The sequence below is a fragment of the Methanococcoides mangrovi genome, assembly GCF_052057775.1.
GTDB lineage: Archaea > Halobacteriota > Methanosarcinia > Methanosarcinales > Methanosarcinaceae > Methanococcoides.
The window spans coordinates 151,824-173,722 of sequence record NZ_CP195121.1 but is presented as its reverse complement, the minus strand read 5'-3'; the positions used below and the strand labels follow the sequence as shown (position 1 = coordinate 173,722).

The 21,899-nt window shown below is 45.4% G+C and carries 15 protein-coding genes and 2 tRNA genes; 10 read left to right on the top strand and 7 right to left on the bottom strand.

The features are described from left to right. Window positions 1–9 precede the first annotated feature (9 nt). Window positions 10–1,671, bottom strand: a complete 1,662-nt coding sequence (ilvD, locus tag ACR3I3_RS00905) for a dihydroxy-acid dehydratase (protein ID WP_440952708.1) — start codon at window positions 1,669–1,671, stop codon at window positions 10–12. A gap of 221 nt (window positions 1,672–1,892) precedes the next feature. Here ilvD and ACR3I3_RS00900 point away from each other — a divergent pair, with 221 nt between their 5' ends. Then, window positions 1,893–2,243 (top strand): hypothetical protein, encoded by a 351-nt coding sequence (locus tag ACR3I3_RS00900; protein ID WP_440952707.1) that lies wholly within the window; start codon window positions 1,893–1,895, stop codon window positions 2,241–2,243. 49 nt (window positions 2,244–2,292) lie between these two features. Then, window positions 2,293–3,987, top strand: coding sequence for a radical SAM protein (locus tag ACR3I3_RS00895; RefSeq protein WP_440952706.1), 1,695 nt, complete (start codon window positions 2,293–2,295; stop codon window positions 3,985–3,987). A 57-nt stretch (window positions 3,988–4,044) separates the two neighbouring features. Here the strand turns inward: ACR3I3_RS00895 and ACR3I3_RS00890 are convergent, their stop codons facing one another. The 4 genes from ACR3I3_RS00890 to ACR3I3_RS00875 form a co-directional block, all read right to left on the bottom strand. Further along, entirely contained in the window at window positions 4,045–5,079 is a 1,035-nt protein-coding gene (locus tag ACR3I3_RS00890; RefSeq protein WP_440952705.1) for a lysylphosphatidylglycerol synthase transmembrane domain-containing protein, read from the bottom strand. Window positions 5,080–5,098: 19 nt separating this feature from the next. Then, complete coding sequence (locus ACR3I3_RS00885; RefSeq protein ID WP_440952704.1) at window positions 5,099–6,259, bottom strand: sugar phosphate nucleotidyltransferase; 1,161 nt, start codon at window positions 6,257–6,259, stop codon at window positions 5,099–5,101. 64 nt (window positions 6,260–6,323) lie between these two features. Then, entirely contained in the window at window positions 6,324–6,704 is a 381-nt protein-coding gene (locus ACR3I3_RS00880) for an OB-fold nucleic acid binding domain-containing protein (protein ID WP_440952703.1), read from the bottom strand. Window positions 6,705–6,742: 38 nt separating this feature from the next. Beyond that, the gene (locus ACR3I3_RS00875; protein ID WP_440952702.1) at window positions 6,743–7,285 is read right to left on the bottom strand and encodes an FKBP-type peptidyl-prolyl cis-trans isomerase; all 543 of its coding nucleotides are present in this window, start codon (window positions 7,283–7,285) and stop codon (window positions 6,743–6,745) included. 547 nt (window positions 7,286–7,832) lie between these two features. On the opposite strand from ACR3I3_RS00875, the gene ACR3I3_RS00870 reads away from it, so the two are divergent. From ACR3I3_RS00870 to ACR3I3_RS00850, 5 genes are all read left to right on the top strand, one after another. After that, window positions 7,833–8,507 (top strand): DUF2162 domain-containing protein, encoded by a 675-nt coding sequence (locus tag ACR3I3_RS00870; protein WP_440952701.1) that lies wholly within the window; start codon window positions 7,833–7,835, stop codon window positions 8,505–8,507. A 2-nt stretch (window positions 8,508–8,509) separates the two neighbouring features. Further along, window positions 8,510–9,130 carry a MotA/TolQ/ExbB proton channel family protein gene (locus tag ACR3I3_RS00865; RefSeq protein ID WP_440952700.1) on the top strand — a complete coding sequence of 207 codons (621 nt, stop codon included), beginning with the start codon at window positions 8,510–8,512 and terminating at the stop codon, window positions 9,128–9,130. Further along, on the top strand, window positions 9,130–9,489 hold the full coding sequence (locus ACR3I3_RS00860; RefSeq protein WP_440952699.1) for a DUF2149 domain-containing protein: 360 nt from the start codon (window positions 9,130–9,132) through the stop codon (window positions 9,487–9,489). The genes ACR3I3_RS00865 and ACR3I3_RS00860 overlap by 1 nt, the downstream gene beginning before the upstream one ends. 264 nt (window positions 9,490–9,753) lie before the next feature. Then, window positions 9,754–15,180, top strand: a complete 5,427-nt coding sequence (locus tag ACR3I3_RS00855; RefSeq protein WP_440952698.1) for a cobaltochelatase subunit CobN — start codon at window positions 9,754–9,756, stop codon at window positions 15,178–15,180. A gap of 205 nt (window positions 15,181–15,385) precedes the next feature. Then, window positions 15,386–16,408: a Coenzyme F420 hydrogenase/dehydrogenase, beta subunit C-terminal domain gene (locus ACR3I3_RS00850; protein ID WP_440952697.1), complete on the top strand. Its 1,023-nt coding sequence runs from the start codon at window positions 15,386–15,388 to the stop codon at window positions 16,406–16,408. 287 nt (window positions 16,409–16,695) lie between these two features. Here ACR3I3_RS00850 and cdhA read toward each other — a convergent pair whose 3' ends face one another. Together cdhA and ACR3I3_RS00840 are read right to left on the bottom strand one after the other, a co-directional pair. Continuing rightward, on the bottom strand, window positions 16,696–19,101 hold the full coding sequence (gene cdhA, locus ACR3I3_RS00845) for a CO dehydrogenase/acetyl-CoA synthase complex subunit alpha (RefSeq protein ID WP_440952696.1): 2,406 nt from the start codon (window positions 19,099–19,101) through the stop codon (window positions 16,696–16,698). Window positions 19,102–19,390: 289 nt separating this feature from the next. Then, window positions 19,391–19,462 (bottom strand) — tRNA-Ala (locus ACR3I3_RS00840). 175 nt (window positions 19,463–19,637) lie between these two features. Here ACR3I3_RS00840 and ACR3I3_RS00835 point away from each other — a divergent pair. From ACR3I3_RS00835 to ACR3I3_RS00825, 3 genes are all read left to right on the top strand, one after another. Beyond that, window positions 19,638–19,714: transfer RNA gene (locus tag ACR3I3_RS00835), tRNA-Ile, on the top strand. Window positions 19,715–20,056: 342 nt separating this feature from the next. Further along, complete coding sequence (locus ACR3I3_RS00830; protein ID WP_440952695.1) at window positions 20,057–20,428, top strand: transcriptional regulator; 372 nt, start codon at window positions 20,057–20,059, stop codon at window positions 20,426–20,428. 217 nt (window positions 20,429–20,645) lie between these two features. Beyond that, window positions 20,646–21,878 (top strand): 3-isopropylmalate dehydratase large subunit, encoded by a 1,233-nt coding sequence (locus tag ACR3I3_RS00825; RefSeq protein ID WP_440953715.1) that lies wholly within the window; start codon window positions 20,646–20,648, stop codon window positions 21,876–21,878. Window positions 21,879–21,899 lie beyond the last annotated feature (21 nt).

Sequence of the window (21,899 nt, the reverse complement as noted above, 5' to 3'; positions counted from 1 at the left end):
TCAGCAGCTTTAATCCCTGATAGCTCCCCTGCTTGCGGAGCTGACTGTTTTCCTGTAACGTGAAAGGTAACCGGTGACCTCTTTCTCAACAGGTTTGAAATCTGCCCTTCTCTTTTCCAGCTCTTCGTCTGAAACCCTGAGCTCAAGCTTTCTTCCAGGCATGTCGATATCGATGATGTCGCCTTCCTGTATCAGGCCGATCGGTCCGCCTTCATAGGCTTCCGGCGAGATGTGGCCGATACATGGTCCTCTTGTACCGCCTGAGAACCTTCCGTCGGTGATGAGTGCTACTGAATCGATGAGTCCCATTCCGGCGATTGCTGAGGTTGGAGAGAGCATCTCACGCATTCCCGGACCTCCTTTTGGTCCTTCGTACCTGATGACAACGACATCTCCTGGCCCGATCTCGCCTTTCATGATGGTTGACATTGCTTCTTCTTCACTATCGAATACCCTTGCAGGGCCGGAGTGTTTGAGCATCTTCTCATCCACTGCTGCCTGTTTGACAACTGCTCCGTCAGGTGCGAGGTTTCCTTTCAGGACTGCAATCCCGCCTTCCTCGTGGAGTGGTTTCTCAAGTGTGGTCAGGATACGGGCGTTCAGCTTCGGGTTGACAATGACGAACTCATCGACATTCTCGCCAACGGTCTTTCCGGTGATGGTCTTCTCTTCAAGGTTGAGCTTTGACTTAAGTCTCTTCATGATGGCATGAACTCCACCGGCTCTCTCGAAGTCGAGCATGAAGTTCTCTCCGCCAGGCCTGAGTCCTATCAGGTGTGGGGTCGTCTTGCTGAGCTCATCGAACTTCTCAAGTGTAAGTTCAATTCCGAACTCATGGGCAATAGCAGGCAGGTGAAGTGTTGTGTTGGTACTTCCTCCGACTGCAAGATCGACCATTATAGCGTTCTCGAAGGATCTCTCGGTGACTATCTGGCGTGCTGTGATCCCTTCCTTTACAAGCTCCACGATCCTCTCGCCGGTGTCTTTTGCCATGCGCATCTTCTTTGCATCAACTGCATGTGCGGTTGCACAACCTGGCAGGCTGAGTCCCAGTGCCTCTGTCATGCATGCCATGGTGTTGGCAGTGAACATTCCTGCACAGGAACCTGCACCGCAGCAGCAGAGATCTTCAAGCAGTTTCAGTTTTTCAGATGAGGCTGCACCGCTCTGGCAGGCACCGACACCTTCGAAGACGGAAACAAGGTCTGTATATTTGTCATCCACATATCCCGGAAGCATTGGTCCGCCTGTGACGACCATTGTAGGGATGTCAAGTCTTCCTGCAGCCATAAGGTGGCCAGGTGTGATCTTGTCACATGATGTTACCATGACCATACCGTCCATCTGTTGCCCCTGGATCATGATCTCAATGGTGTCCTCGATGGCTTCCCTGCTTGGAAGGGAATATTTCATTCCTTCGTGTCCCATCGCGATACCATCACAGATGCCTATGGTATGGAATTCGAAAGGAACACCACCTGCATTGCGAATACCGGCCTTTACCGCTTCTGCGACCTTGTCTAAGTGAATGTGTCCGGGAATGAACTCGGTCCAGGAATTCACAACAGCTATGAACGGCTTCTTCATCTCAGAATCGGTAACACCTATCGCTTTCAAAAGCGAGCGGTTTGGTGCACGTGCATCTCCTTTCTTTGTATTGTCACTTCTCATATGATAACCTCAGTAAAACTCCATGACTTACTATCCTATACGATTAAAGTATAAGTACTTCATGGGGTTCTGTCCTGTTGCTTAAAGGCAGGGAAATAATTCATCAGCCCGGAGGAAAGGGAAAATGTTTGATCTCATGAAATATGATTATCTATATACGGCAGGTTTACTATAAACACAATAGGGGTTGAATTTATTCTCATAAAATGGAGGAAATATAGATGCTACTGAAACTGATTGCAATTATCATCCTGCTGCATGGCTTAATCCATCTCTTTGGTGTTGTCACCTTCTGGAAGATCAGTCTGCATGAGCACTATTCCACTAAGGTTCTGGGCGGGGTACTGGATATTGGAGAGCGAGGGACCTACGTGTTGGGGTTTGCCTGGCTGGTTGCAACCGCCGCTTATACTATTGCCGCCTATGGCATGTTCACGGATCAGGTTTGGTGGCAAACCGGCTTGTTCGCAGCAGCTGCGTATTCGTTGGTCCTTACTGTGCTTGGCTGGAAAGATGCTATTTCTGGTACAATATTAAACCTTATTATTCTGATCTCACTGATTCTGATATGATCTCTCTTCAAAAGGTTCATTTATAAGGAATCCTTCCATTCTAATTCTCATGAGAACAGTGATAATAGACGGCTATGTGGATGAACCCGCATGTTTCGGGGTTCCGCCATACATCTCTCCCTACATCCGCTACATAGCCGGTGCCCTTCGTGACAGGGGCATCTCAGAAGAAGATATTCATTATTTTACCATCGATCAGCTCAGGAAAGCAACCGCGGATGATGTCCTTGCATTAAAAAGTGCAGACCTTGTGGTCATATTGTCTGGCATGACCGTCCCGGGTAAGTACCTGAGGTCATCTCCTATCACTCCCGGCGAGATAGAGAACATCTGCAGCCTTTCCACGGGATTGAAAGTTATAGGTGGCCCTATCCGTCTGGGTTTCAGTAAAGAAGGTGGAACCGCTGCCAGTGAGTTGGGTATCGAAGCAGAGGATGTTGTCATTGCAAAGCAGGACATCGAGGCCTTTGTCTATGATCTCTTTGAGAGCGGTTCACTGCTCGATCCGGAAGGCATCGGGCACAGGTTGAGGACTGTGGATGAGATCGGCAAATGGTCTGTTCTTGGAGCTTTCATAATCGAAAAGCATCCGGAGTATCCGTATGTCATGTGCGAGCTTGAGACCTACCGTGGCTGTGGTCGCAAGGTTCACTGCTCCTTCTGTACCGAAAGGTTCTACGGTACTTCGGATTTCCGTCCGGTATCAGATGTGGTCGATGAGGTCTCTTCCCTCTACTCTGCCGGTGCGAAATATTTCCGTATAGGAAGGCAGCCCGACCTGTTCGGTTTCCATGCAAAGGACATCGGTGCGGACATCCTGCAGCCAGACCCGTCGGTACTGGAATCTCTCTACGGAGGCATACGCAGGGTTGCACCCGATCTTCAGGTGCTGCACATGGACAATGCAAATCCGGCAACCATTGCTGCTTACCCCGAGCAGGGACTTGAGATCATGAAGACCATCGTCCGTCATCACACCCCCGGGGATATTGCTGCACTTGGTATGGAAAGTGCCGATCCGGCAGTGGTTCGTGCCAATGACCTGAAGGCAATGCCGGAGGATGTGATGGAGGTCATCAGGATGTTCAACGAGGTCGGTGCTTCACGGGGCAGCAACGGTCTTCCCGAGCTTCTTCCGGGCTTGAACTTTGTTCACGGTCTGCCCGGTGAGACAAAGAAGACCTTTGAGCTGAACTACGATTTCCTCAGGGAAGTGCTGGACTCGGGACTTCTGGTAAGGAGGATCAACATCAGACAGGTCATGGCATTTCCGGGAACCCGTGTCTATGGCAACGATGAGCTTGTGGGGAAGCACAAGAAACTGTTCCTGAAGTACAAGGAGAAGGTCCGAAAGGAGATCGACCTTCCTATGCTTCGCAAGGTCGTACCCAGAGGGACTATACTTCGGGATGTGATGTGTGAGGTCCATGACGAGAGCTCAAAGCATGAGTTGACATTTGGCAGGCAGTTTGGCACCTATCCTCTGCTTGTCGGTATTCCGCTGACACTTCCGCTGTGGAAGTTCACGGATGTCGTGGTGGTGGGACACGGGCAGCGTTCCATAAAGGCCATCCCATATCCGCTTGATATCAATTCCGCACCCCTTTCTGTTATCAGGGAGATCCCCGGTATAACGGATCTTGAAGCTTCTCAGATCTATAGCGGGGTGCCTTATAGAAGTAAGAATGAGGTCATGGAAAAGGCAAGTGGTGTGGAAAGGCTGATGGATCATATGACCGTGTGATCCGTCTTCTCTTTCTTCATCATTTTTACCGATTGTCTTTTTCTGTCCATCTTTTTCTTACTCTTCATTTGAGCTGTTCATGAAATCTGCATCCTTGAGGACCTTTAGGCTCACAAAACTTCCTGCAATTATATTGGTGTAATATGTAAGTGCTCTCCAGGCCAGTACGGTTATTCCTATCAGTGCAGGGGATGCGACCAGTACTGAGAACAATGAGCTTGCACCAAATTCTGCCACGCCGCTCGCACCCGGGGTTGCAGGGATTATCATTACGATCGTCAACAGGATTTGTGCTGCGAATGCAATCACCACTTCAGGCGACTGGTTCAGCCCACAGAGTATGACCGGCAGGATGGAATAGAGTGTGCAGCGATAGATCATAGTGCATATTGTTCCGTATAGCAGACCTCTTCTTCCTTTTTTCAACAGGTATCGCAGGCCGAAGTGGAAATCGTCCACTTCCGTATCCACCTTTTTCAACAGATGTGCAAGTGCTTCGTCGGTCTTCTTACCATGAAAACGTCTTGTCCTGCGTACGAGGAAATGTATCATTCTCTTTATCCGGTGTGGTTTCCATACAGCATATATCAGGACCCCGAGAGCTGAGAGGAGCACTGCTTCGCCTGTGATTAGGAGTATATCAAAATTATCTCCCGGGATCACACCTCTGAAGATGTAGAGTGCGATGGGGGCTGTAAGAAGTATCAGAAAAGCATCCGTGAGTCGCTCTCCAATTACCACTGAAGTTGCCTGTCCTATGGGGATCCCGTTCTTTGATAACAGGTGGACCCTCAGGGCTTCCCCACCTGCAGAAGATGGTGTGACAGCAGCTACAAGGAGGCTCGATATGGCGATCTCCGTGGTCTTCAATGAACTGATATCGTGTCCCAGGGATTGGCACATGAATTTTGTACGGAATCCCCAGACAATATATGAAAATATCTGAAGTGTAATGGCAGCAAAGATCGCTTCCTTTTTGATGTTAAGAATAGAATCGATTGTGGTCGTATCCACTGTGAAGACCAGCAGAAATCCAATTGATGCGAAGCTTAACAGTAGTGAGATTACGAGCCACTTCAGGAATCGATTCATGTTCTCTGTTATCTATACTTTATTCGAACTCGGGGTTGATTATTGTCTCCTTTATCCTTGAGCCCGATTTTATATCGATCTCCGGCCATATCTTTACATCGGAATGGATGATGGTATCATCGTTAATGTTCACACGTGGGCCGATGACAGTTCCGTTCTCAAGGCTGCAGTTCTTTCCTATGACCGTGTTGTTATCTATAATTGAACCGGATGCATTGGAGTTGTCCCCGACGGTGACGTTGTTGAATATGTATGATGATAATATCCTGCTGTTGTCTTTGATGACGCAATTGGAGCCGATGGTAGTATATGGTCCTATCAGGACATTGTCTCCGATGGTGGTGTTCTCACCGATGGCAATTGGTCCTACAAGTGCCGAGTTCGATCCAACGACCACGTTGTTCCCTATCCGGAGGGGTCCGCTGATGCGTGCATTCGTGGTCTTGAAATTCCCCTCGATGGTGGTTCCCGGAAGGGAGTCAAGCATCCATCTCTGAGCCTGCCTGTAAGCGTTTGCGCTACCCACATCAGTCCAGTGGCCGCGCTTCAACATGCCATTTATGTTCATCCCCTTTTCCATCAATGCAGGAAACAGGTCTTTTGCAAAGTCATACTGTTCACCTTCAGGTATCCAGTCGAAGATCTCCGGTGAACACATGTATATTCCTGTGCTGGCAAGATTGCTGAAAATTTCTCCGGCACCAGGTTTTTCCAAAAAGCGGTGTATCCTGTTGTTCACGTCCATGTCAGCGATACCGAATTCACGTGGGTCATCGATGGACATCAGTCCGATGGTCACTATAGCATCGTTTGCTTCATGGAACTGGTACATATTACGAAGGCCAAGGTCCATTACATGGTCTCCGCCCACAATAATGAATGGTTCATCCTTGAGATACTCCTCCGCGTTCTTCACACCGCCTGCAGTACCAAGCTTTTTTTCTTCATAAACGTAGTCGATATGTACTCCGTACATACGCCCGTCACCAAGGCTTTCTTCTATTTTTTCAGCCATGTACCCTATCGTAATGATGATCTCTGTGAATCCTTCTTTTGCAAGATGCTCTATCAGATGCACAACGGAAGGCTTGTTCACAATTGGTATACTTGGCTTTGGTCTGTCAAAGGTCAAAGGACGAAGTCGTGTGCCTTCTCCCCCGCACATGATACACGCTTTCATGCTTCTAGAAAACGACCTTTTCACTTATATTGTTACCGTCATGAAGTTTTTTTGTAATTGTCTTTCAGAAGATCTGCACATCCTTTTCCTTCTGGACAACAATCTCCAGTTTTCCTTCATATTCGTCCAGTATGCCGGTAATATGAACCCTGTCACCTCTGGAGACCTTTTCGTTGATCTCTTCTGCTCCCTTGTTGTTGGGTATGAAGACAGTTATTGGCTGAGTGCTATGTTCAACTTCTAGAATAAGGTGGTCTCCGGTATATGTGAGGCGCTTGCTCAGGACTTCCCCTTCCACAAATACCTTCTCTCCAAGTCCGGATGAATCGGCCAGTGGCCGGACATCTCCTGTGATCTCTCCCGGGAGGTATGTAAAATAAGCTACTGCCAGTGACAGGATGGCCATCACCAGCAGGATCGCTACGATCTTTTCTTCCTTTTCCATCCTTGATCCGTTTTTGTTGTTTTTTAGTGACTGTTCTTTTATTGTCCGATAGACACGAGTGTTATCTTAAAGACAAGTGTCTTTCCTGCAAGGTGGTGGTTGTAGTCGATGAATGCATGGGTGTCATTCATTTTTGATACTGTTACCTGCCCGTGCTGGGTGTAGAGTGCCATTCCAACCTCTGGCTCGATCCCCATCTCGTTGAGCTTGCTGATCTCGATAGGCTGGACAAGTTCCTCATTGTATTCTCCGTATGCTTCTGCTGCAGGGATCGTCACAGTACGTTCTTCTCCTATCTCCATTCCGACCACGCAGTTGTCGAAGCCTTTGATCATCTGGCCTGCACCCACAGTGAACCCGAGAGGGCTGTACTCCCTTGCAGGGTTGTACTGGCCTGCTTCCTTTGCTACCTCTTCCAGTGATGTATCAAAGATGGTTCCGTCTTCAAGCTGGCCAATGTAATTGACAGTGATATAATCTCCTTCTTTCACCATTGTATCTTCCTGATCCCCGGAATTGCCTGTACAGCCACTGATAAGGACAATGCCTGCAAGTATAACAAGTAATATTGCTTTCTTCATTGGAATCAATCTTTCTAACCTTATGATATGTGATAAGTATTTTGATATTCTATACCCGGGATTCTATATTGCAGGGTTTGTGTTAGGTATGAACTCAACCATTATCCGTAATATTTTTTACATGATATGTTCTCTTTTTTCATATTTGCCGTATATACTGGAAATTGTGGATCATCTTTGTTTCATTCCGTGTGTTCATATCTTTTTGTCAACAAAAATTTTTGTAGGTCACATCTATGGTTCATAGCAGCTTTATTTTTTTGATCTTTACATCTGTGGGATGGAAATTAGCCTCTATTTTTGGTACTCTATTAAATAACTTATATTACTTTTAGTATCTATATTGTTATCTAAATGTACTACATATGTGATGCAAAAAATCAGTTTTATATACTATAATGTTCTCATATGTGGCACTCAATTATACTTGTCTAATTTATGTGTGTATTATATTTGAACTAATTTGGTGTAAAAAACTATTAATTTGGGTGGTAGAAGTGTTGTCAATAACATACATTCTAAACAAAAGTTCAAGAGGTGCTTGTGAATGAACATGGTACTTCTCACTGTTGTGGGAATACTGATAGCTATCCTTCTATTTGGTATTAAGACCGGCATAGGTTGTGGTTTTTCCAATCGCAGCACAAAACAGATCCTTGCTCTTGCAGGTAGCTACTTTATTCTTTCAGTGATCATTGGCAGTCTCATAGAATATGTAGACCAGTCAAACCTTGACCTGATCGCAAGCATGGGAATGTCTCTTCACGTTCTGGTCGCATTGCTCCTCATCGGTGCAGGCATCTATACCCAGAAGCAGTGGAATTGTGGTTGCGATGTATCGCATCGCACATTCCTCGTGATATCCCTGCCCTGTCCAGTCTGCCTGACAGCGCTCTTCATATCCTGTATGCTTCTGGCAACATCACTTGAGATGGGCGGTCTGCTTATCGGATTCTTTGTAGGAATTGTATTCTTCGTTTCTGTGGTTGCAACTTCATTTTTGTGCAAGAAGCTGAACAAGACTCCGGAGACCCTTGGTAACATCATGATGATCCTTGGTATCTACTATCTCATGGGAGCTATCCTGGTACCTACTTACATTAAAACAAAACAGATGAACATCCCTCCGTATCACGCACCACCTGTGGAGATCCTTCCGTTCGTGGTCTTTGCAATATTCATTGCCGGTGGATTTGTTCTTGAAAAAATAAGGAGTAACTAAATATGGGTATTGATTCTTCTTTGTTCCAGATCATGTATACCGCTGCATCTGCCATGCTGTATCCGGTGGTAATACTTTTGATCCTGACAATTGCATTATCTCTTGGACTTATTGGTGAGTTCATCTCCGAATATGCAAAACGTCACCGAAACGTCAAAGAACTGGAACATATTGGCAGAAACGTTCAGGAGAATATCAAGAAATCCTCCTATGATGAAGCCGCATCACATCTTCTGAAACTTGACCAGAACCAGCTTGTCACATCTTTTGCACATGATGCAGCAGAGCACCTGAAAAAGAGCAGCCTCTCTTCTATTGACTGGCTTTCAGAAGAGTACGAGGTCAGGATGACCAAGCGTCTGGAACAAACAAAGATACTGTCAACAGTAGCTCCTATGCTTGGACTAATGGGAACTTTAATTCCACTGGGTCCTGCACTCATCGGTCTTGCACAGGGTGATATCCTTCAGCTCGCCAACAACCTGATGATCGCGTTTGCAACAACCGTACTCGGACTTTTTGCAGGTATCGTGGGGTACGTACTTACACTGGTCAGGAAAAGGTGGTACTGGCAGGACATGGCAGATATCGATTATCTTGTTGATTCCATGGAGATCGAATAATGGGTAAGAAAAGGTACCGGCGTACGGGCATCCTCTATGAGGAAGAAGACCAGAACCCTCTTACAGGAGTTGCCAACCTCTTTGATGTTGCCATGGTGTTCTCAGTAGCATTACTGATAGCTCTTGTTATGTCTTTCCAGCTTCCTGAGCTGCTCAGTCCTACTGAAGATATAACCATTGTGAAGAATCCCGGTCAGGAGAATATGAAGATCATAGTCAAGGAAGGCCAGGACATAGAAGTGCTGAACATGACCGAACAGATCGGTGGTGGTACCGGTGAGGCACTGGGAACGGCCTACCAGCTGGCCGATGGTCGTGTTGTTTACGTTCCAGATTCGGGGAACGAAACGAGCACCTGATCCTTTCAAGAGTGTGTGGAAATGACCAATTAAAAAACAGAATGAAAATGTGTTGATAATGAAAGTTTGATACACCCCGGACAGCCGTCAAGCAAAGTGCCGGGGTGTCTTACACATTATCGGGTGGATAACATGCGAAATATAATACCTAGATTATTACTTTTAAGTGTTTTGATTTTGCTGGCAGCTTCGCCAGTGGTGTCGGCTGAAGAATCAAAGGTTAACATTACTTATGTTTATTATCAAGAAAGTGATGCTCTGGAAATGGCAGAACTAACAAATGATTACCGTCAATTTATAGAGTATACTGCCATTCCTGCATTTAATGAAAGCTATTATGCAAGTGATCAATTGATTGAGGCGGCAGACAATGGTTTTTTGTCATCTCAAGATGTGATATTGTTTGAGATGGTCGGTTCAAAAGTTTACAACACGGTAAGTAACACGACTGGATTTAGCATAAATGAGACTCTGCAATCAGTTCACGATAATGGTACCTCTTTGTTAAGCGTAAAGGCTAGTACAAGCACTCCTTCCTATTTTGACCATATCTCTAATGGTAGTGCTGATGATGAGGTATACAACTATTACAGCAATATGGATGTAACAGGTGAAGGGCTTGAAAATGCAGAGGATCTGCTAATATGTCTTGCAAAAGATTATGGTAATGATCCTACGATCACGAGATTATTGACGCCTCTGAGAATAACATATGTTTATTATCAAGAAAGTGATGCTTTGGAGACTGCAAAGCTGACAAACGATCATAGTCAATTTATAGAATATACTGCCATTCCTGCATATAATGCAACCTGGTACGCAAGTGATCAATTACTTGAAGCTGCAGATAATGGTCTTTTAGCATCTCAGGATGTGATCTTATTTGAGATGGTTGGTTCTAAAGTTTATAATACAACAAGTGCTACAACCGGATTTAGCATAAACGAGACTCTGCAAGCAGTCCATGATAATGGTACCTCTTTGTTAAGCGTGAAGGCTAGTACAAACACTCCTCCCTATTTTGATCATATTTCAAATGGTAGTGCTGATGACGAGGTATACAACTATTACATCAATATGGATGTAACAGGTGAAGGGCTTGAGAATGCAGAAGATCTTCTTATCTATCTTGCAACAGAATACAGTGATCATCCAATAATCAATTTCTGGGACAATGTAAATGTTGATTACACTGAAATCTTATTTGTCCTTGGTACGGATCACAATGAAGTTTCACTGATCAATGCTGCACAAGATGCCAACATCTCGTCAGAGTTGAATGTAACGATCTTTACAAAAGACGATCCTGTGCCTGAAGATTATGAGTTTTCAGAATTTGGAATAATTTTCCTTGAATCACAGGATGAAAACACAATCGAAAACTGGACAACAAGTATTAACGTTGGCAAAGAGCTTGGAGCGAAGGTTATCTGTTATGATCTTTCTTCAAACGCCCTGTCTAACCTTGACCTATCTTCGGACGAATATACCGATATAGAAAGATACTGGATTCAGGGTGGACAAACAAACATGGAAAATATGCTCATGTTCATGGGTCAGCAGTTTGCGGATGTATGGGAACATGAAACAATAGACGAACCTCAGGTCTTGCTTCCAAAAGTGAATATTACTTTCATACTAAATGCAGAAACAAATCTGTATTATCTTGATCAGGTTCTTAATGATAGGGAAGTCATAGCAGAACGTTTCAATGTTACACTGATGAATGGGGAGGAAGCTACTAATATTAGTGATTTTTCCGATCAGGATGTAATTATACTCTATATGGTCGGTGCTGACCAGCTCCCTCTTTTCAAAGATGCTCTTATTGATGCCCAAAATGGTGGTACAGAGATAGGTGTCTTTGGAATGGGTGAGCTAGCTACTGGAATTGGCACCATTGATATGGATAGTCTGCCTGATAGTGTCATGGTCGATTATTTCACGAACAGTGGAACTATCAACATGGAAAGATGGATTCGCTATATTGGATCAAATTTTGAAGATGTCTATATTGAATATGGGCCGGTAACCGAACCTCCTATACCAAAAAATGGTATTTATCATCCTGATGCCTTCCCAAGGATCTTTGAGGATAGTACAGAGTACCTTGAATGGTATTCAAACCGGATAGATGGTGGCCATGTTTACGATTCAAATGTTCCAACTATAGGAATTGTAAATTATGCACTTGAGTCTAATACTCTTGCTTTTACAGCGGACGATGCTCTGATAAGATACATTGAATCAAAGGGTTGTAATGTGATCTATGCAACTGGTCTTGCTTTCATGGATGACGAGGATGGAAACAGGGCAGCTGAATATTACTCAAACAATGGAACTGTTCTCGTAGATTCAATGATCTCCCTGAAAGGTTTCTACATAAACTTTGATCTGGTAGAAGGTCAGGAGTATCTCACCGGATACAACGTTCCGGTAATAAAAGGCATATATGATTATTACCAGTCGCCTTCCGAGTACTACAACAGCACACATGGATTGAGCACTACATCCCTTTACTACCAGGTTGCATACCCTGAGATCGAAGGATGTACGGATTACATATGGGTAGCTGGTATTGTTAAAGATCCTGTGACAGGTCAGTCATATTACGAACCAATAATGGAACAGGTTGGGTGGATAAGTGACAGGGCCATTGCATGGGCAGAGTTGGGCAAAACAGACAATTCTGACAAAAAGGTAAGCATCATATACTACAACCATGAAGGTGGTAAGAACAACATCGGTGCCAGCTATCTGGATATAGGTTCAAGTTTCACACTGCTTCTTGAGCAGATGCAGGCAGAGGGATATGATATTGGCAATGGTACAATACCAAATACCAGTGAGTTCATCGATCTGTTCATTGAAAGCAGGAACGTTGGTTCATGGGCTCCCGGAGAACTTGAGAAGGTTGTCAACTCCGGTAATGTGACCCTTGTTCCTGTAAGTGAATATCTTGCCTGGTACAACACACTTCCTGAATCTGTGAGGCAGGATGTTGAAAGCAAATGGGGACCTGCTCCTGGCGACATAATGGTGTACGAAGGAAACTTTGTCATCCCGACAGTTCAGCTTGGTAACATAAATTTCATACCACAGCCTATCAGAGGTACCCTTTCAGATGAGAGCATCCTTTATCATGATAAGGAACTTCCGCCAACACATCAGTATCTTGCAACATACTTCTGGATCAACAACGTCTATGATGCAGATGCAATGATACATTTCGGTACCCATGGTACACAGGAATGGTTGCCTGGAAAGGAAGTTTGTCTCTGGAGATATGACTATCCTTCAATAATGGTTGCGGAAACCCCTGTGATCTATCCTTACATTATGGATAATGTCGGAGAAGGTACTCAGGCAAAGCGCAGAGGTAATGCAGTTATCATAGACCACCTGACACCACCGATAGTGGAGGCAGGACTTTATGGTAACTTATCAATAATGCACGAGAAGATACACAGTTACGAAGATGCCAAGAGCATCAATGATACTGCAAAGATGGAACTCTATCGTAACAGTACCATTGAATTATACGATTCACTCTGTCTGGCGAACGATCTGGGCGTCACAAGTGATGAATTAAATGGTATGAATGATGTGGAATTCGAAACTTTCCTTGATTCAGTGCTCCATGACTATCTGCATGAACTACAGACAACACTCATGCCTTACGGACTCCACATCTTTGGTGTTGCACCTGAGAATGAGAAACTTGTCTCAATGGTCAAGTCAATGCTTCGCAGTGATTTCATTGACCACATCTACAGTGTGATTCCGAAAGACACGGGAGACGAGGAAGACTGGGAGAATGCAGCCAACGCATATGCAGCTGATCTTCTGAATGCTACTCTGGTCAATGGAACTGATGTGTCAGCTGCCCAACTTGAGGTGCTTAATCTTACTGATTCCAGCATAACAGCAGATCTTGATCAGGCATTGTATTATTCCGATCAGCTGGCTCAGACAACACGTGAGATCGACCAGACATTGCGTGCACTCAATGCAGAATACATTGAACCTGCACCAGGAAATGACCCTATACGCAATCCAGAAGCATTGCCAACCGGAAGGAACTTCTACAGTTTTGATCAGAGGAAGTTCCCTGATGCTGAAACAGAGGAGCTTGGAAGAATCCTTATTGATCAGTGGGTAGCAGACTATTATGCAGTAAATGGTGCATATCCTGATAAACAGGCCTTTATCTTGTGGTCAGTTGAAACAATGCGTCACAAGGGACTCATGGAAGCACAGATCTACGCTCTTATTGGTGTGGAACTTGAAAGGAGCAGTGGAAGGATTACAGGTTTCAATGTCATTCCTGAAGAGAATATGACACACCCAAGGATAGATGTACTCATCCTCCCATCTGGTCTCTACCGTGATACCTTCCCACTTCAGCTGGAATGGATGGACGAAGCTGTTCGTATAGTTGCAGATCTCAACGAGAGTGAGGAGTTCAACTTTGTCAGAAGGAACTCACTTGAGATGGAAGCTGAGCTCATTGCAATGGGTTACGATAATGAGACTGCAGAATACATTTCCAGGTCAAGGGTGTTCAGTGAACCGCCTGGTTCTTATGGAACAGGAATCTCTGAAGCGGTTGCTGCCAGTGATACTTGGGATGACGAAAGCAAGATGGCCGATCTCTACATCTCCAGAATGTCCAATATATATGGAGTAGACACATGGGGAGAAAACAATGAAGATGTGTTCAAAATGAACCTCGAAGATGTTGATGTGGCTATGCACAGTGACACTTCTAACCTCTATGGGCTCATCGACAACGATGATTTCTTCCAGTATCTCGGAGGACTTGGGCTTGCTGTCAGATCACTGACAGGTGAAACACCTGATATGTATATTGCCGAGTTCAAGGATGTGGATAATCCTCAGATCATCACACTTGAAGATGCTTTCAGGAATGAATTGCGTGCCAGGTATCTCAATCCTTCATGGATGACCGGAATGATGGAATTCGATTATGCCGGTGCAAGGGAATTCATGAAATTCACGGAGTACATGTGGGGTTGGGATGCCACCTGCCCGGACATGGTCACAGACGATGACTGGAATATGATGTATGATGCATATGTACTGGACAAATATGATCTCGGTCTGGATGAGTTCTACCAAGAGAACCCCTATCAATATCAGTCCCAGCTAGCCCGCATGCTTGAAACAACACGAAAGGATTACTGGGATGCATCCGATGAAGTGATCCAGAATCTGGTGAGGGAATATGTTGAATCTGTTGTCGAGAATGGTGTTACATGCTGCCATCACACCTGTGGAAATGCTCTGCTTGACGAGTATGTGCAGGGAATAATGTCAGTGCCTGGAGTTGTAAGTCAGGAAACCATTGATGAGTACAACAGATTGATGCAGGATGCAACACAACCTACTCCTGCAACCAGCTCACGAAAGAGCAGTTCGAGCGCATCTTCGGCAAACGTTGTTAATAGCACAAGCACAAGTACTGATGCTACAGGTTATGGAACTACAACCGATCAGCCAACAGATTCTCCACAGGACAATTACGTTGAAGGCTATGAGATGACACGTGAGAGTACTCATGATGAGTCTTCCTCATCATCTTCCTTCTCTGGTTCTGATGTAGTGGGAGCTTTGCTGGTCTTGTTATCTGCGGGATTGATTTACTTCGGTTTCATGCGAAAGAAGTGAGCTGTAAGACAAAGGTTGGCAGCGTTTCCTTTCGGATACCGGGAAAATGCTGTTCTTTTTTTCATTTTTTATTGGTTTTATTTTCCTCGAATTAACGTAATAAAGTCCTTCATTTAAAACAATTAAAATTAACGTTAATTAAAATTTACTTTATTAATGATGAGCTGCTACTAATCCTCCATACATCCTTTTCGTGGTGATAAAAATGATAACTGACCCGATCTGTAAGGCTCATGTAAGTGAGGACAGCGTCTATATTACGGACTATGGCGGCAAAAAATACTACTTCTGCTCTCCGGAATGTAAGAACAAGTTCGATCAGCTGGAAAAGAGTGTAATACGCCTGAAGCGTAACATTGGTGAGAAGGAGAGGATCTCTTTTGGTAAGCTCAAGAAGGAGATCATAAATCTGGGGATCTGTACTCTGTGCGGTGCCTGTGTATCCTCCTGTGAGTCAATTACTTTTGTGAACCAACAGCCCAAACTGATCGATAAGTGCACTGCCTGCGGTGTCTGCTACAATCAGTGTCCTAGAACTGTCACAAGGGAAGAGGACCTTGTGGGCAAGCTCAGGTTCGGCTATGCGGCCAGGTCGGAGATGCCCGGTTTAAAGGGTCAGGATGGGGGTGTTGTAACCTCTCTGCTTGCATACGGGCTTGAGGAAGGGCTTCTGGACTGTGCTATCGTTACAAGAAGGTCAGAGGAAGATCCCTGGAGGCCGGAACCATTTATTGCAACGACCGCCGATGAGGTCCTTGAGTCAGCAGGAAGCATATATTCCCACAGCATGACCATGGAGCCGCTGATGAGCGCCATCAAGCAGGGTATGAGGAGCATTGCATTTGTGGGTCCCAGTTGTAACATAGATGCTGTTCACAAGATGCAGACCAGTCCCTATGGCTTCCTTCATCTGTTCCTCCGGGCAAAGGTCCTGAAGTTCGGTCTTTTCTGTATGGACAGCTTCGAGCATGAAGGTATCAGGCAATTTGTTGAAGCTAATGGAATGGATCTCAAAGATATCGATTCCATGAAGATCCGCAAAGGTGTCTTTGAATTCGGAATGGCTGATGGTATAAAGAGCTATAGTCTCTCGGAACTGGACCAGTACAGGTCAACTTCATGTAAGTTCTGTACCGATATGGCCTCAGAGAACTCGGATATCTCCTTTGGCGGTGTGGGCACCCCGCAGGGCTGGAGCACTGTCCTTGCACGTTCCTCGATCGGCTAGGAGATCCTCTGTGAGGCGATCGACAATGGCTACATAGAGGCAAGGCGCCTTGAGAAGGCTGAAATGGATCGCGCAGTAAATCTCGCGAAGATGAAGAAGGTACAGATGTATGGTCTGAACCGCAGACAGAAACACTGATGTTTGTGAAAGGTATCAATAAGTAATTTCAAAATAAACGCTGGCAAATATAACTCAACTAAAAAATAATATGGTGGCAGGATTGGTTCCCGGCTTTTCACACCATATTTTGTGTATAATTGAATTTTCTTGGGAACGTAGGGCGGTGATCATCCTTCCTTACAAAGCCTTTTTAGATTGGTAGGCTGGGCTGAAACATCCAGTTTCATGGTCGGGCCTGAGATTATCTTCTTTCTGTCCCGGTCTATCTCCCAGCCATGTTCCTCTTCGAGCATCCTGAGGAGTTCCCCACGTCTTGCAAGGGGCAGGTCTGTCTCGGTCCTGACAAAAGTGTGCCAGTCATCGGGCATTATTCCAAGATACTTCTGGCTGAGCTCAATATAATGGGTGAGCTTGATCATTCTTCCCATATTGTTGTCACTGGGACGTATGCAGCTCCTGGCAAGCATTGGCATCAGTTCTTCAATGGTCTCCACCGTGGTCAGCAGGTATTCAGGTGCAGGCGGTATTGGCATCTCTTCACCATTACGTGCATCGTATACCTTCCATTTGTCCTTTTCATATGGTTTACCGATCATCGCCCTGCGGAACTTCGAGCCGTGGGGGCCGAGAACTACGGGTATTCCCAGTCTGTTACAGCCCGTTCCAATTGACAGTGCTTTCTGCGAATAGGCGCCCCAGGCAACCCCCACTGCACCCACACGGTTCAGGATATAGTCAGCGATCTCTTCGTAGTTACCGGTGATATCCCTCTGTGCAAATATTGCTGCAACTTTGATCGCAGTTGCCGTGATATGGGAATTTGATACACAGGAACCCATATTGATCAGGTTGCCTTTGAGGAACTTTGCCGGATACCTCTCGTAGAGTGTTTTTCCATCCTCATCCTTGTACATCCCGACATCCATTCCCGAACATCCTGAGACCAGGACAATATAATTCCTCTTGAGCATCTCATCTGCTATATCGTATACATCCTTGGTCCCGCCGGGATAGTTCGAGCATCCAACCAGTGCAACGATGCCCGGTGTCGTTCCAAGTACAAGGTTGACTCCTTCTTCACGGATCTCTGGGTCACTGATCTGGCCTCTTCCAACCCTTACCTTTCCTATCTCTTGTCGTATGACCTTCTGTGCCGCCTTTTCGATCACATTCAGTACCGGAATGTCCTTCGGGCATGAATGATCGCATCTGCCGCATCCTATGCATTTGTCGCGGAGTATCTCAAATGGTCCAAGGTCTCCATTTTCTGCAGCAGTCATTGCATCGCTGATAGGCAGATTTGTCGGACAGGCAAGTTCACATGCCAGACAGTGTACGCATCTTGCTGTGAGCTCTTTTAATTCTTCATCGGATGGCAGGCCCCTTATACCCTTCTCATCTCTTATGGTCGCCATCTTTTGCACAAGGCGTGGTGCCAGTTCTCCAAGCTTGTCAAAGTCAAGCATGAGTACGCCTGGTTCCTTCCCACTGGTTAAATCTTCAAGGATATCATCTACATTGTCATCGGACCTGTCCTGAAGACCATACATTATTTTCTCGTTGGTGGTGATCACAGGGATCATGAGCTTCTTTGCCTCCCTGAGGACGTCGGCACGAACGCACTGCTCATCAACAACAACGACATCCGGAACACCTGAGCGTATCATCTTCAGCTGCTTGGCAAGGGTACTGACTATCTTTGCTTTTGGAGTGTTCCCGCCCTCTGTCTTGTAGCGGGTCATGTCAAGGGCGGTACAGCACAGTCCTCCAATTTCTATCTTATCAAGAAGGTCATGTTCTTCCATATAATCGATTATATTGGAAACGCCTGCCATATTATGCCCTATGACGATCAGTACGGGTTTTGTGGAATCGATACACCCCATTCCGATATCTGCCAGTGGTGTTTCTGAATCTGCTTTAGGGAATTCCAGAGCTGATATCTGTGCGATATCAGAGACTTCCATGCCCACATGGTCGAGCATTCCTGCGTGCAGGGCCTTTGACTCAAAATCGATAGCTTCGCCTTCCTGACCCATGTGGATGGTTGCCATAAGCTGTGTCAGCTGTTCTTCCACATACTCCAGTACTGCTTCAAGATCACCAAGAGTTTCCGGTTTGTATCCAGTGACGGTTTGTGTGTTGGGTGCCTTGATGTTGGATGAACCTACATCGATGGGATGGTCCCTGCCGAATTTCTCGATTAAATAATGAAGAAGGTGACGTCCGTGTGCTGAGTGGGCCGAGGTCCCGATTATGTTACTGAGCAGGAATTCCCTTGCGGTCTGTCCTTCAAGATCTATCCCGCAAGCTCCCTCTTTGTTACCGCTCAGATCGCATGGGCCGAAAGTACAGAAACCGCATTGGCACGACGTCGGTGTATACACAGGTCCGTACCTGTCGAGAAGCTTAAAGTCCCAGCTCCTCAATGTCGATATCCCGGGTTTCGGAGTTGGTCCCCTGTCTCCTTTTTCTTCTACTTCCTTTTCTATAGCGCCTACGATGTTACTAATGTTGATCTGGACGTTTTCCAGTTCTTCGATGGTAATCTTACCTGAAGTTAGCTTGGTCATTTATTCTTGATCCCCCTTCATATCTCCCGCTGGTTTATTAATCAGGCCAAAAAAGAACTTGAAATTGATCGAAAATTCCGGATTCCATTAAAAATTTAGATTTCAAAAAGCTCTTCTGGCGATAATTGCATTCCTTTCCTTTCTTATTCTAACCCCATATTAGATCGAAAGGATTCCCACTACCTCTATTTTTAAAGTGATATCTTGCTGTATATAAGGATTTAGTCATGAATCTCATTAACAAGATTATGAAATTATGAAGTATTGGCGCAAATTCAAAAAAATTGAGTGGACCGGTCGGGAATTGAACCCGAGGCCTCTACCATGCCAAGGTAGCGATCTTCCCCTGATCTACCGGCCCAATGTTTAGAACATACTTGCCATTATCGGAAATAAACTTATCGCTGTATTTTTCGTCATTTCTCTGCACACCTTTTATATTTTCAAAACGAAGGTCCTGCAAAGCGAAACTAATATATACTAAAACGTGTATTGTAGAGCTCGTGCGATGAACAACATCGTACAAGAGACGCATTGGGCCCGTAGCTTAGCTAGGTGGAGCGCACGGCTGATAACCGTGAGGTCCTGAGTTCGAATCTCAGCGGGCCCACCATCCCTATTTTTCTTAATTTCCTACTCTTAATAACCTACTGATTAATCTTTTTTATTTTCGCGGTTTACTTTAGACTTTCAATCGATCTTTTCTTGCAATGTTTCTCTTCTTGTGCATGATCGCAAAATATGTTTGAAATGTTAGGTGAAGCGCAACATCTCGAACTGTGCTTCTACAGTGTTATCTGGTGTATGTGGGGAATTGATATGGGTATGTAGATGCGATATCTGTAGTTCGAGTTCCAGGTTGGGATACTGTTGATATTATAATTATCAAAACATAATATTTATAAATGAAAAGATAATATCCACTTTATAAAATCCGTACTATAATGGTGGACGTATGAATAGTAGAGATATCTATATGGATGACGAAGACAATGAAATGGTCTTGCTGCTTCAGAAACTTAATGTTTCAAAACCTGTTGCAAAGACACTTGCTTGTCTGTTGGGTTCTGAGAGCGTAACTTCACGTGATGTGGAGATGATGTCACGCCTGAGGCAGCCCGAGGTCAGTATTGCTATGAACTATCTCCAGAAGAATAACTGGGTGGAGGTAGAGGAAGTAAAAAAGAAACAGGGTAAGGGCAGGCCTATCAAGATCTACACTCTGACCGTTCCGATGGATGAGATCATTGATACCATCGAGCAGAAGGTTATTGCTGAGAATGAAATGATGCTGGAGAACATTGAAAGGCTTAAAGCCCTTTCATGATCCTTCATTCAGCCTTTCTCCTTTCTCTCTTCTCATTTCTTCTTTTTTCCAGTTTTCTGATATGTCTTTTGATGGAGGGGTCTTTATTATTGCCTCTTTTTATGTTCCTCTGGCAGTCCTTTCGTTCTGCTGGAACCTTTTGGACAGATACACATATTTATCTGGTTACTGTAGTATTCAGTAAGCAAGTGATACAGGAGTTAGTCTTTTGAGTACCATAAGCGAGAAAATATTTAGCAGGGCAAGCGGAAAAGAAGTAAAAGCAAATGAGTTTACGATGGCTAACGTGGACTATGCCATGGCTCATGACGGCACCAGTGTGCTTGCAGTAAGATCATTCAGGAAGATGGGGCTTGAAAAGGTATGGGACCCTAAACGTATTGTGATCCCATTCGACCACCTCACACCGGCAAATACGGAGACTACTGCTTCATTACATCATGATATAAGGGAGTGGATCAAAGAGCAGGGGATCCCCAATTTCTTTGATGTTGGTGAAGGTATCTGCCACCAGGTGCTTCCTGAGAACGGCTTTGCAATGCCCGGTAAACTTGTGGTTGGTGCTGACTCCCACTCATGTACATACGGCGCTTTCGGAGCATTCGGTACCGGTGTGGGTGCAACTGATATGTCCGAGATATTCGCATCAGGCAAGCTCTGGTTCAAGGTCCCGGAGACCATAAAAGTGACCACCAGCGGTAAACTGAACAAACATGTACTTGCCAAGGACGTTACTCTCAAGGTCATTGGTACAGTGGGCGCTGCCGGAGCAACCTATAAAGCAGCAGAGTTCTATGGTGATACAATTACCGATCTTTCAATGGCCGGCAGGATGACCCTTTGTAATATGGCCATTGAGATGGGTGGAAAGGCAGGGATCGTACCGCCTGACAGGAAGACATTCGAATTCCTTGAGGGAAGGGCTGTTGAGGAGTATGAGCCTGTCTATGCTGACGAGGATGCCGAATACTGCGCTGAGTACGAGATCGACGGGGCAAACCTTGAGCCTCAGGTTGCCAGGCCTCATCAGGTGGACAATGTCTGTGATGTTCCTGAAGTGGCCGGTACAAAGGTGGATCAGGTCTTCATCGGAACGTGTACCAACGGAAGGCTTGAAGATCTCGAGGTGGCGGCAGATCTCCTTAAGGGAGAGAAAGTGGCTGTAAGGACCCTCGTCATCCCCGCATCACGTTCTATATTGATCGAAGCCATTCGCAATGGTACTGCAGAGGCCTTGCTGGAGGCAGGTGCGACCCTTGCAACCCCTGGTTGTGGCCCATGTCTTGGAGGTCATATGGGTGTCATCGGTGAAGGCGAAGTTTGTATTTCTACAGCAAACCGTAATTTCAGAGGCAGGATGGGCACCGGCGGTCAGATATATCTTGCATCTCCCGCAACAGCTGCAGCATCTGCACTGACCGGTGAGATCACTGACCCAAGGGATGTCTGATACTTACGAGTCTTATACTTG